This window comes from Klebsiella sp. 141153 (assembly GCF_032601995.1).
GTDB classification, from domain to species: Bacteria; Pseudomonadota; Gammaproteobacteria; order Enterobacterales; family Enterobacteriaceae; genus Klebsiella; species Klebsiella aerogenes.
Genome location: NZ_JAQIRJ010000004.1, coordinates 36,395 through 48,809, shown reverse-complemented (window position 1 = coordinate 48,809; position 12,415 = coordinate 36,395). Strand labels below are relative to the sequence as shown.

The 12,415-nt window shown below is 54.3% G+C and carries 13 protein-coding genes; 3 read left to right on the top strand and 10 right to left on the bottom strand.

Going from position 1 to position 12,415, the window contains the following annotated elements; genetic code table 11:
• Window positions 1-64 precede the first annotated feature (64 nt).
• Complete coding sequence (locus PGS10_RS08765; protein ID WP_161798780.1) at window positions 65-649, top strand: 4'-phosphopantetheinyl transferase family protein; 585 nt, start codon at window positions 65-67, stop codon at window positions 647-649.
• Between the two features lie 37 nt (window positions 650-686).
• Window positions 687-1,253: an NADPH-dependent FMN reductase gene (locus PGS10_RS08760; RefSeq protein ID WP_316422734.1), complete on the top strand. Its 567-nt coding sequence runs from the start codon at window positions 687-689 to the stop codon at window positions 1,251-1,253.
• 45 nt (window positions 1,254-1,298) lie between these two features.
• On the opposite strand, the gene PGS10_RS08755 is transcribed toward PGS10_RS08760, so the two are convergent.
• On the bottom strand, window positions 1,299-2,636 hold the full coding sequence (locus PGS10_RS08755; protein WP_072206473.1) for an NCS2 family permease: 1,338 nt from the start codon (window positions 2,634-2,636) through the stop codon (window positions 1,299-1,301).
• Between the two features lie 171 nt (window positions 2,637-2,807).
• On the opposite strand from PGS10_RS08755, the gene yieH reads away from it, so the two are divergent.
• Entirely contained in the window at window positions 2,808-3,473 is a 666-nt protein-coding gene (yieH, locus tag PGS10_RS08750; protein ID WP_063402503.1) for a 6-phosphogluconate phosphatase, read from the top strand.
• Between the two features lie 69 nt (window positions 3,474-3,542).
• Here the strand turns inward: yieH and PGS10_RS08745 are convergent, their stop codons facing one another.
• The 9 genes from PGS10_RS08745 to pstS form a co-directional block, all read right to left on the bottom strand.
• Window positions 3,543-4,262 carry a glucosamine-6-phosphate deaminase gene (locus PGS10_RS08745; protein WP_315711979.1) on the bottom strand — a complete coding sequence of 240 codons (720 nt, stop codon included), beginning with the start codon at window positions 4,260-4,262 and terminating at the stop codon, window positions 3,543-3,545.
• Between the two features lie 49 nt (window positions 4,263-4,311).
• Window positions 4,312-5,481 carry an alpha/beta hydrolase-fold protein gene (locus tag PGS10_RS08740; RefSeq protein WP_316422732.1) on the bottom strand — a complete coding sequence of 390 codons (1,170 nt, stop codon included), beginning with the start codon at window positions 5,479-5,481 and terminating at the stop codon, window positions 4,312-4,314.
• Window positions 5,482-5,523: 42 nt separating this feature from the next.
• Window positions 5,524-7,158 (bottom strand): carbohydrate porin, encoded by a 1,635-nt coding sequence (locus PGS10_RS08735; RefSeq protein WP_316422731.1) that lies wholly within the window; start codon window positions 7,156-7,158, stop codon window positions 5,524-5,526.
• A 104-nt stretch (window positions 7,159-7,262) separates the two neighbouring features.
• Window positions 7,263-7,460: a hypothetical protein gene (locus PGS10_RS08730; RefSeq protein ID WP_047044587.1), complete on the bottom strand. Its 198-nt coding sequence runs from the start codon at window positions 7,458-7,460 to the stop codon at window positions 7,263-7,265.
• Window positions 7,461-7,634: 174 nt separating this feature from the next.
• Window positions 7,635-8,360 (bottom strand): phosphate signaling complex protein PhoU, encoded by a 726-nt coding sequence (phoU, locus tag PGS10_RS08725; RefSeq protein ID WP_004145007.1) that lies wholly within the window; start codon window positions 8,358-8,360, stop codon window positions 7,635-7,637.
• Between the two features lie 49 nt (window positions 8,361-8,409).
• Window positions 8,410-9,183, bottom strand: coding sequence for a phosphate ABC transporter ATP-binding protein PstB (gene pstB / locus PGS10_RS08720; protein WP_015369015.1), 774 nt, complete (start codon window positions 9,181-9,183; stop codon window positions 8,410-8,412).
• Window positions 9,184-9,229: 46 nt separating this feature from the next.
• Entirely contained in the window at window positions 9,230-10,120 is an 891-nt protein-coding gene (pstA, locus tag PGS10_RS08715) for a phosphate ABC transporter permease PstA (RefSeq protein ID WP_045395998.1), read from the bottom strand.
• Window positions 10,120-11,079 carry a phosphate ABC transporter permease PstC gene (gene pstC / locus PGS10_RS08710; protein WP_045396000.1) on the bottom strand — a complete coding sequence of 320 codons (960 nt, stop codon included), beginning with the start codon at window positions 11,077-11,079 and terminating at the stop codon, window positions 10,120-10,122. The genes pstA and pstC overlap by 1 nt, the downstream gene beginning before the upstream one ends.
• 125 nt (window positions 11,080-11,204) lie before the next feature.
• On the bottom strand, window positions 11,205-12,245 hold the full coding sequence (gene pstS / locus PGS10_RS08705; RefSeq protein WP_015369012.1) for a phosphate ABC transporter substrate-binding protein PstS: 1,041 nt from the start codon (window positions 12,243-12,245) through the stop codon (window positions 11,205-11,207).
• Between the last annotated feature and the right edge of the window lie 170 nt (window positions 12,246-12,415).

Sequence of the window (12,415 nt, the reverse complement as noted above, 5' to 3'; positions counted from 1 at the left end):
CCTACCCGAATACCGACAGAGCCGCTATCGCGCCTCGCGTTCGCTGCTCGCTGAACTGCTTTTCATGCTTTATGGTATCGGCGAGCTGCCGGAAATCATCAGCGAACCCAATGGACGGCCCGTATTTCGCGATCCCCACCTTCCCCGCTTTTCCATCTCTTATGCCGGGAATATCGTCGGCGTAGCGCTAACGACCGAAGGTGACTGCGGTCTCGATATGGAACTGCAGCACGCCTCGCGTGGCGTCCATCCGCTACATGCCGCCGATCGCTATGTCTTCAATAGCAATGAGAATTTATGGATTAACATCCAGCACGATCCGGATGAAGCCCGCGCCCAACTGGTCGCGCTGCGCCGCAGCGTGCTGAAGCTCACCGGTGAAGCCCCGGTACGAGTACAACTGCTGCCGGGGTCTGGTCGCCTGCGTACCGCTGGCACCCAATCGATTGAAGCCATCTGTGATGCCGAAACGCTGCTGGTGTGGTCAATTGCCGTCACCCCGAATATCGGGCCGCTGAAGGTCTGGGAATTCGATAGTAAAGAGGGCTGGCGCTGCCTGCCTGATGCGCAAACGCGCGCCAAAGAGACTGACGCGCGCCTGATGCGCTTTACCAGCTTACCGGTAGAAAAAGTATTCTCCCTCAACTGACCGGTTTAGCCGGCCATCATGATGCAAAGGAGCACTCATGTCTGATACGTTGAAAGTTGTTACGTTACTCGGAAGTCTGCGCAAAGGTTCTTTTAATGCCATGGTTGCGCGTACGCTGCCAGGCATTGCGCCTGCGGGCATGGAAATCTCCGCGCTGCCGTCGATCGGCGATATCCCGCTGTACGATGCCGATATCCAACAGGAAGAGGGGTTCCCGCAGAGCGTGCAGGAGATCGCGAAACAAATCCGCGAAGCGGACGGCGTGGTGATCGTTACCCCGGAATATAACTACTCGGTACCCGGCGGCCTGAAGAACGCCATCGACTGGCTCTCACGTCTACCGGAGCAGCCGCTGGCCGGTAAGCCGGTGCTGATCCAGACCAGCTCAATGGGCGCTATCGGCGGGGCTCGCTGCCAGTATCATCTGCGCCAGATTCTGGTCTTCCTCGATACGATGGTTATGAACAAGCCGGAATTTATGGGCGGCGTGATTCAGAACAAAGTCGATCCGCAGGCGGGTGAAGTGGTCGATCAGAGCACGCTGGACCATCTGCGCGGCCAGCTGACCGCCTTTGGCGATTATATTCAGCGGGTAAAAGCATAAAAAAAGCCCGGCAGCGATGCCGGGCCATTTCATCATGCGTGCGGATCAATGCGCATCGATAAAGACAATTTTCAGCACGAACAGCAGCGAAACGATAATCACGCACGGGCTGAGTTCACGCAGACGGCCAGTGCCAATCTTCATCACGCAGTAGGAAATAAAGCCCAGGGCGATACCTTCGGTGATCGAGAAGCTGAACGGCATCATCACCGCGGTGATAAACGCCGGTACCGCTTCCGTCAGGTCATCCCACTTCACGCGCGCCAGGCTTGAGGTCATCAGCACGCCAACGTAAATCAGCGCCCCGGCGGCGGCATAGGCCGGAACCATCCCCGCCAGCGGCGACAGGAAGATGACCAGCAGGAACAGAATACCCACGACAACGGCGGTCAGGCCGGTACGCCCGCCAACGGAAACGCCGGAGGAGGATTCGATATAGGCCGTAACCGAAGAGGTGCCAATAAAGGAGCCGGCGACGGACGACACGCTATCGACGAACAGCGCCTGCTTCATGCGCGGGAATTTACCCTGCGCATCCGCCAGCCCGGCTTTATCGGTAACGCCAATCAGGGTGCCGGAGGAGTCGAACAGGTTAACCAGCATGAACGAGAAGATCACGCCCGCCAGGCCAAGGTTCAACGAACCGGCCAGATCGACCTGCCCCACAACCGAGGTTACGCTCGGCGGCGCGGAGACGATGCCGGTATAGTGCACATCGCCGAGCATCCAGCCCAACAGGGTGGTGACCACGATGGAGACCAGCACGGCAGCATGAATATTACGCGACGCCAGGATAGCGATAATAAAGAATCCGAGCACGCCCAGCAGCACGCTGTGGGAGGTCAGGTTACCGATGCTGACCAGCGTGTCCTGGTTCGCCACGATAACGCCAGCGTTCTTCAGGCCCATCATGCCGATAAACAACCCGATACCGCTGGTAATGCCCACGCGCAGGCTCACCGGGATATTGGCAATCATCCAGTAGCGTACGCGGAAGAGGGTCAGCAGCAGCAGGCCAACGGCGCCCCAGAAAATCGCGCCCATCCCCACCTGCCACGGCAGGCCCATCGCCTGAACCACCACGAAGGCAAAGAAGGCATTCAGACCCATCGCTGGCGCCAGCGCCACCGGCAGATTCGCGAACAGACCCATCAGGATGCTGCCGAAGGCCGCGATCAGACAGGTGGTCACAAAGACAGCGCTGGTATCCATACCCGCCACGCCAAGAATTTGTGGGTTCACGAAGACGATGTAGACCATCGTCAGGAACGTGGTGAAACCGGCGATCGCTTCAGTGCGCACCGTGGTGCCGTGCTCGCGCAGTTTAAATACGCGCTCCAGCAGACCCTGGCCAGAAGACTGGCTGGTTTGTTGTTGACTCATTATCGGTTTCCGAACGTAAAAGGAGGGAAAATTCGAGGCTATCCTATACCAAATTACGGCACCAGGCGCGGTTGTATGGTAATTTTTTTCATTTATTTTGCTTATACGGCAACGATTGCGTCGCGGCATTGAGCATTACGAAAACGTTAAACTTGTTAAACTGGAAAGAGTATGACCCAACCACAAGCAGTATTTTTCGATTGTGACGGCACGCTGGTCGACAGCGAGGTGATTTGCTCACGCGCCTATGTTCACATGTTTCAGGAATTCGGTATTACGCTGGATTTAGCCGAAATTTTTAAGCGCTTCAAGGGCGTTAAGCTGTACGAGATTATCGACACCATCAACGCTGAATATGGCGTTAACCTGCAGAAAGAGACCCTGGAGCCGGTGTATCGCGCCGAAGTCGCCCGTCTGTTCGATAGCGAGCTGGAGGTCATCCCCGGCGCCGCTGCGCTGCTGGACGCGGTAAAGATCCCGATGTGCGTGGTGTCGAATGGCCCGGTCAGTAAAATGCAGCATTCGCTCGGTAGAACGCAGATGCTGCACCACTTCCCCGACCGGCTGTACAGCGGTTACGACATTCAGCGCTGGAAACCCGACCCGGCGCTGATGTTCCATGCGGCAGAGGCCATGCAGGTACAAGTCAAAAACTGTATTCTGGTTGATGATTCCAGCGCAGGAGCCCAATCGGGGATCGCCGCAGGTATGGAAGTCTTTTACTTCTGCGCCGACCCGCACAACCAACCGATCGATCATCCAAAGGTAACGACCTTCACCGATTTAGCTGAGCTGCCGGCATTGTGGAGAGCGCGTGGCTGGGATATTACTCGTTAAGACCCGGCGTCGCTACGCTCGGCCGGGCTACGGTTGATCACAACGGTAGCCCCGCTGGCCAGCGGCTTTTTAGTGCTGCAATTCCGCCGCTGCCGCTTTATCCGCAATAATCACCAACGAAGGGTGCAATTTGAGCACCGATGCCGGCACCTGTTCGCTGACCGGGCCTTCCACCACCTGCTTTAGCGCTTGCGCTTTCGCCGCGCCGCTGACAATCAACAGCAGGTTTTTTGCCGCCATCACGCTTTTCGGCCCCATGGTGACATAGCTATCCGGCACCACGTTGAAATCGCCCCCCATTTCACCGTTCGCAACAATGCCAACCAGATCCCCATGAATCGGTACTTCAACCGTCTCATCATGAAAGCGCGTGGTGTTCGGCAGGTTGCCGCAAAAATGGCCGTCGGCGCCCAGCCCCAGCACAATCAGGTCAAGACCGCCGACCTCTTCCAGGCGGCGATCGTGTTGAGCCGCATTCTCCAGCGTCAATTTGTGAATGTTCTCTTCTTTGATTTGCGCTGGGGTAAAAAACAGCTGGCGCAGGTTGGAAATCGTCACCCCTTCACGCTGCTGGCCGCGAAAAGGAATCTCATCAAAGTTGTAATAGTGAACCCGATCATAGAATGATTTCCCTTTGATGGCTGCCACCAAATGCTCATACATACGCTTCGGCGTACTCCCCGCCGTCACCGCCAGATTCATTCGTCGCGGCATCGTGATATAGCCTAAAAGATGATGGCAGGCGACCAGGCTCATCTCTTCATAATCTTCCGTCACAATCAATTTCATCTCATCTTCCTTTACTGGTTGAGACAGGGGGCGCCATGCCCCCTGACGGTTATTTAAAGAGCTTTTGCACAAACTCGGCATAGGCCGGACGCCAGACGTCCATTTCATGATTCAGGCCGGGATAAGAGTGGTAATCAAATTTGATCTTCTGCTTTTCCAGTTCGCTTTTCAGGCCTGCAATATCTTTGCCAGTGACGGAGTCTTTTTCGCCAACCACCAGCGTAAAGTTACGCAGTTGCTTATTGATGGCGTCAGGGTTATTCAACTGCGCCTCCACGCCAGCGTCGGGAACCGTAGTTGTCGTAACCCCGCTTAAGGTGGCAAGCCACCCGAAGCTCTCAAGATGGTTCATCCCGGACACCAGCGCCTGGTAACCGCCCTGCGACAGCCCCGCCAGCGCCCGGCCGTCGGCATCTTTACGCACGTTAAATCGGGAATCGATCAGCGGAATGATGTCGTGCATCAGTTCGTTGTCTGCGGCTTTCGCATTGAGTGGATAGAAGTTTTTACGCCGCTCCTGCGGCGGGAAGTTTTCCGCGATCGCTTGAGGAATATCGGTTTCGGTATCCGGCACCACCACCAGCATCGGCTTGATTTTGCCCTCCGCCAGCAGATTATCCATCATTTGCGGGATGCGTCCCTGGTCGATGGCCGACAGACCGCTATCGCCAAAACCGTGGTAGAAATAGAGCACCGGCAAAGGCTCGCCGCTGCCGTTATAGCCCGGTGGCGTCCAGACGTAGACGCGACGCTCTGACTTAAGCGCCGTCGAATGGTAGGTGACGGTACGCAGATCGCCGTGCGGGACCGCCCGATCGTCAAGAATGCTGCCGGGCACCAGGATCAGGCTGGTATTCACCTGGCGTTGCGGTTTCTGGTAGCGGCTGCCGGTATCGACGGAACGAAAACCATCCACATCGAAATAGTACTCATAAAGATTGGCGGCCAGGCGATCGCTTTTCCACGTCCATACGCCCTGGGTGTCTTTGGTCATGTCATGAGAGACAAAGGTATCCGGCGTCGACCCCGTGACGACGGAAACGCGCCTGGCATCGGGGGCAAATAACCGGAAAGTCACGCTGTTATCCGTATTCACCTGAGTAATATATTGGCTGACAGGAATAGCGGCATCAGGCATCGTCGGCAGCGGTGCGGCGTGCGCCGTAAATAATGTGGCGCCAGCCAGCGCCAGGGCGAAGTAAATTGCATGTCGTTTCATTTTGATTCCTTTTTACGTTTTTATTAGCAGGCGCTTGCGGCCTTACCACCAAATTTCGGCCTGCGCGCCGAGTGCGAACTGGTCGTTCTTGCCATCTTCAAAAACCGCGGTGGTATTGTTAGCAGCCTTATCCAGATCGATATCTTCAGCTTTAATATAAGTCGCATAAAAACGGATTTCCGGGCGCGAGGTCAGCATACTGGTATTAACTTTGAAGGTATGGAATAAGGTGGTCTTATAACCGGATTCGTTATATTTCTTCCCCGTCACATCTTTGTTCTGCTGTTTGAAGTAACCCAATTCAACGCCGGTCTGATTATATTTATTCCAGATATATGCCGGACGGACCACGGCGCGAATAGATTCAAAGTCTGAATGGGCGCCGGTTTCATAGCTATAGATGTCATTACCAAATGAGTAGACGATTGCATTCGCCATAATGACATCATCGCGCAGATAGGTTTCCCCCTGCGAGGTTAAGCGCACGGCGGTGCCGTTGGTATGATCGCCATAATAACGCCCATTATTGGTGGTATATGGGCTCGAACCGGCATAGCGCGAGAAGCTGCTGGCGATGGAGTTGTTCGCCAGTAATAATGAGAACTCGTTAAAGCCGCCGTTATCAAATTTCTGCGTTAATGAGGTGCCCACCATCCAGGTATCTTTCCATTGGTAGTAACCTTCATTCCCCTCTTTATATTTCTCTGATGAGCTTTGATTGGCGGCGACATAGCGCCCGCTCACCATCAGCGAGGCTTTATCCCACAGCGGAATATCTTTGTAACGCACATCCAGGGTATTGGTATTAATTTGCTGCTTATTAGTCAAAGAGCGGTCATAGTCATCGATGTCTTCGCGCACCAGCGCGATATCAAATTTACCGGCGCCCACCTTCCAGTTTTCAAGCCCCACGCCAGCCGCCGCATCGGTTCTTTGCGTTTTCCAGTCCAGCATCTGGATCTCGATTTTCGGCGCGCCGTGCTTACCGACCCAGAAATCCGCTTCCGGGGCAAACGGCAGAAAGCCTTTGGTGTTGACGTACATATCCGAGAACTGAAGGTAGTTTTCGCCGCCGGCATTGTCGCCAAACCAGCCGGTAGAATACTGCTGACCCACATTGCCATCGAGCATCACGATGGCATCCACACGTTTGTCGTCCTCCTGAAAAACGCGCTGTTTAAGCTGTAAATCAAACCAGCCGGAATACTCGTTACCCAAACGGCCAAGCGAGCCGATGGCCCACGATTTTGGCGAACCGTGCGAGGCGGTCCCCCAGCCAGAACGGTAATAGCCGTTATAGCTAAAGCCGATTTCATCTTTTACAAACTTGCTAAAATCTTTCAGCGTCATGGCGCTATAGGTTGGCTCACCGCCCTGTGCCGGCTGTTCATTTTTGACCAGTACCGCATCCGGCTTAGCGGCCGCTTGGGTCGCCGTGGGCGCTTTCGCACTCTGGCTCTTCTGGCTATTTACCGGTTGCGACCAGGCGGCCCAGACCTGGTTCCTTTTTTTCTCCTGATCCTGATATTTCTTGAGTTCTTTTTGCGTGTCCTGAAGCGCTTTTTCCAGAAGCTCCAGCCGTTGTTCAACCGTAAGTTGCCCGGCAATAAGATTTGTTGAATAAGAAAGCGGCGCCAGCAAAACCATCGCCGAAGCGATCATATTTCTTCTAATCATAATAATCCCTTATATAAGCATTGGCGTAAATGAAACACGTAACAAATAAATAGCGTTATGTTTTTAATAAACTGCATTAATACCATTCCACGTAACTGCAGCTTTTATTTTCCTGCCGAATAAGTGGCAAAAAAAAACCTGAAGGAGACCATCTGCATTAACAGATAATCCTCTTCAGGTTTTGCCCGCTCATTGCGGTAACAACCCTTATCACCAAACCATTCAGCGTCTAAAACAAAAAAACCTGACATCGCCGCCTGGGGCAATATCAGGTTTTGCCTGCTGTCGCAGTAACAATCCATTTGACCTTCTGAGCAGCAACGCCCGGTCAGTGGGAAAGATTGTTACGCGATAAAATTTAAAACTCAAATAGCCAGAGTATTAATTGTGACGATAATCGCAGCAATATGTCAGCGATGCAGACAATCATTGTTGATTCTGATTATTCCCTTTACCAGAATCAACCATCATGATCTTTACTCTTTCGGATCTTTACCCGCGAGCAGTTTATCCAGTTCGTCGCCGCCTACGTGACGGAAATCCTGGCCTTTGACGAAGTAGAAAATATATTCGCAAATATTCTGACAGCGATCGCCGATACGCTCGATGGAACGCGCGCAGAACAGCGCGGTCAGGACGCTCGGAATGGTGCGTGAGTCTTCCATCATGTAGGTCATCAGCTGACGCACGATGCCTTCATATTCCTGGTCAACTTTCTTATCTTCACGATAGATGCGTACCGCCTCATCAAGATCCATACGCGCAAAGGCATCCAGCACGTCATGCAGCATCTGCACGGTATGGCGGCCCAGCGACTCCAGGCTCACCAGCAGCGGCTGGTGCTGCTGGGAAAACTTCTCCAGCGCGGTGCGGCAGATTTTATCCGCCACGTCGCCAATACGTTCCAGCTCGGCGATAGTCTTGATGATCGCCATCACCAGGCGCAGGTCGCTGGCGGTCGGCTGACGTTTAGCGATGATGCGCACGCAGGCCTCGTCGATCGCCACTTCCATCATATTGACCTGCTTGTCGCCGTCGATTACGCGCTTCGCCAGATCGCTGTCCTGATTGTGCATCGCGGTGATCGCATCAGAAAGCTGCTGCTCCACCAGCCCACCCATGGTCATCACCTGGGTGCGAATGTACTCCAGTTCGGCGTTGAACTGGCCGGAAATATGTTTATTAAGATTTAAGTTATCCATGATGTCTCCTGATTGCCCATCGGGTTAGCACCTGAAAGCAGAAGGGCAATCAACCGTAGCGGCCAGTAATATAATCTTCAGTTTGCTTCTTAGCGGGCTTGGTAAACAGATCGTCCGTGTTGCTGAATTCAATCAGCTCGCCAAGATACATAAATGCCGTATGGTCGGAACAACGCGCAGCCTGCTGCATGTTGTGGGTAACGATAACGACGGTGTAATCCTGCTTCAGCTCGGTGATAAGTTCCTCGATGCGCCCGGTGGAGATCGGGTCCAGCGCTGAGCAAGGTTCATCGAGCAACAGCACTTCCGGGCGAATCGCGATACCGCGGGCGATACACAGACGCTGCTGCTGACCACCGGAGAGAGAATACCCGCTCTGGTGCAGTTTATCTTTGGTTTCATTCCATAATGCGGCTTTGGTCAACGCCCACTGCACGCGCTCGTCCATATCGGCTCGCGACAGCTTCTCAAACAGGCGCACGCCGAAGGCGATGTTGTCGTAGATGGACATCGGAAACGGCGTCGGCTTCTGGAATACCATCCCCACTTTCGCGCGCAGCAGCGCGATATCCTGGGTATTGGTGAGAATATTGTCGCCATCCAGCAGAATTTCGCCTTCCGCACGCTGCTCCGGGTACAGCTCAAACATCTTGTTGAACGTACGCAGCAGAGTGGATTTACCGCATCCTGACGGGCCGATAAACGCCGTCACCTGGTTCTTAGCGATATCCAGGTTGATGTTCTTCAGGGCATGGAATTTGCCGTAGTAGAAGTTCAGGTCACGAACTGAAATTTTACCCGGATTCGCGTTCACCATACTCATCTCAATCTCTTCCTCATTCGGCGCCGCTTAGGCCGCGCCGCAAAAATTAACCGTGTTTCTTCTTCGCGAAGACAACGCGCGCCAGAATATTCAGCAGCAAGACGCACAGGGTGATAATCAATACCCCGGCCCATGCCAGTTGCTGCCATTCCGCGAACGGACTCATGGCAAATTTAAAAATGGTCACCGGCAGGTTGGCGATCGGCTGCATCATATCGGTGCTCCAGAACTGGTTGGAGAGCGCGGTGAACAGCAGCGGCGCCGTCTCCCCGGCGATACGGGCAATGGCCAGCAGGATACCGGTCATAATGCCGGATACCGACGCCTTAAGGGTGATCGCGGAAATCATCTTCCATTTCGGCGTCCCCAGCGCATAGGCTGCTTCACGCAGGCTATCCGGCACCAGCTTTAGCATGTTTTCAGTGGTACGAATCACGATGGGCACCTGCAGCAGCGCCAGCGCGATAACGCCCGCCCAGCCGGAGAAATGCTGCATCTGCGCCACCACGATGGTGTAGACAAACAGACCCACGACGATAGACGGCGCGGAAAGCAGAATATCGTTGATAAAGCGGATGATTTCCGCCAGTACCGACTTACGGCCATATTCCGCCAGATAGATACCGGCCATGATACCCAGCGGCGTACCAAAGACGGTCGCCCACAGGATCAGCAGGCCGCTGCCCGCCAGGGCGTTCGCCAGACCGCCGCCCGCGGTATTCGGCGGCGGCGTCATTTCGGTGAACAGCGCCAGGCTCATGCCGTCGATGCCACGCGTGATGGTCGACATCAGGATCCAGATAAGCCAGAAGAGGCCGAATGCCATGGTCGCCATCGACAGGGTCAGGGCGATGCGGTTCTTCAGGCGGCGCTTAGCCTGCATCTTGCGACGGGATTCCGCCAGTTCGGCGGTGGTTTGCAATTCGATCGTTGCCATTAGCGTGCCCCCTCGTTCTTAGCGAGACGCATAATCATGAACTTCGACGCGGCCAGAACGATAAAGGTGATAACGAACAGGATCAGGCCCAGTTCCATCAGCGCCGCTACGTGCAGGCCGCTTTCCGCTTCCGCGAATTCATTGGCCAGCGCCGAGGTAATACTGTTGCCCGGCATATACAGCGAAGCGCTGTCGAGCTGATAGGTGTTGCCGATGATAAAGGTGACGGCCATGGTTTCGCCCAGCGCGCGGCCCAGGCCGAGCATGACGCCGCCAATCACCCCGTTTTTGGTGAACGGCAGCACAATGCGCCAAATCACCTCCCACGTGGTGCAGCCGATCCCATATGCGGACTCTTTCATCATCACCGGCGTCTGCTCGAAGACATCACGCATTACGGCGGCGATATAAGGAATGATCATGATGGCCAGAATGACGCCGGCCGCCAGGATGCCGATACCGAACGCCGGGCCGGCAAACAGCGCGCCGACAAAGGGGATCGTCGAAAGGACGTTGCCGACTGGTTCCTGGAAGTAAGTCGCAAACAGCGGGGCAAAAATAAACAGGCCCCACATGCCGTATACGATACTCGGGATCGCCGCCAGCAGCTCAATAGCGATACCCAGCGGGCGTTTTAGCCAGGCCGGGGAGAGTTCAGTCAGGAACAGCGCGATGCCGAAGCTCACCGGAACGGCGATCAACAACGCGATAATTGAGGTAACCAGAGTCCCGTAAATCGGTACCAGCGCACCGAAGATTTCATTCGGCGCATCCCACTCTTTGGTCCACAAAAAGGAAAAGCCAAATTTCTGAATACTTGGCCATGAAGAGATGATGAGGGAAACGATGATGCCACCCAGCATCAATAGCACAATCAGCGCAGCCAGTTTTACCAGCGCGCTGAAGATCATGTCACCCTTTTTCCCCGGAGGGTTGAATGCCGGCTTGCTTGCAGCCATAGGTTACTCTTTAAGTTCGGGCCCAAAAAGCCAGCATTTTACTGAGCTTACGGGCAAAGGTAATGCTATACCCGAAATAATTCGAGCTGCAGGAAGCTAGCCGGCAGCTCGACATTCCGCGGGTATTAGTACAGCGCTTTACCGCTGCTGTCTTTCACGTTGGTTTTCCATGCGGCGCGAACCTGCTCAACCACGCTGTCCGGCAGGCTGGCGTAATCCAGCGCATTCGCTTCTTTGCCGCCGTTTTTATATGCCCAGTCGAAGAACTTCAGCACTTCCGCGGTATTCTCCGGCTTATTGGAGGCCTTGTGGACGAGGATGAAAGTGGTTGAGGTGATCGGCCATGCATTTTCACCTTTCTGGTTAGTCAGGTCCTGAGCGAAGGACTTGCTCCAGTCGATACCTTTCGCCGCATTAGCGAAGTTATCTTCCGTCGGGCTGACCGGCTTGCCGTCAGCGGACAGCAGTTTGGTGTAAGCCAGGTTATTCTGCTTAGCGTAAGCATACTCGACGTAGCCGATCGCGCCCGGCAGACGCTGAACGAAGGCCGCGATACCGTCGTTGCCTTTACCGCCCAGACCGGTCGGCCAGTTTACGGTAGAGCCTGCGCCAATTTTAGATTTCCACTCTTCGTTCACTTTCGCCAGATAGCTGGTGAAGACGAAGGAAGTACCGGAACCATCCGCGCGGCGAACCACAGCGATGTTCTGAGCCGGTAGCTTCAGGCCAGGGTTGAGTTTAGCGATCGCTTCGTCATCCCATTTTTTGATTTTGCCCAGGTAGATGTCGCCGAGGGTTTTACCATCCAGCACCAGCTCGCCGGATTTAACGCCCGGCAGGTTAACCGCCAGCACCACGCCGCCGATCACGGTCGGGAACTGGAACAGGCCTTCCTGCGCCAGTTTGTCATCAGCCAGAGGAGCATCAGAAGCACCGAAATCCACGGTGTTGGCAATAATCTGTTTAACGCCGCCAGAGGAACCAATACCCTGGTAGTTAACTTTATTGCCCGTTTCTTTCTGATAGGTATCAGCCCATTTGGCATACACCGGAGCAGGGAAAGTTGCACCTGCGCCAGTCAGGCTTGCTGCTGCGAAAGCAGAGAAAGCGCTCATCGATAAGGTCGCGGCGACAACTGTTGCGACGGTGGTACGCATAACGTTCATAATGTCTCCTGCTGGGATTCGTAAACCGTTGTTTCGAAGCTATGGTGAGCAAAATAGGACAAACAGGTGACAGTAAAATGTACGAATTATGACAGTTTTATGACACGCAGAAATACGTTCGACGAAAGGAAATTAAAATCAATATTTTCAATGAATTGGATTTAATTGTG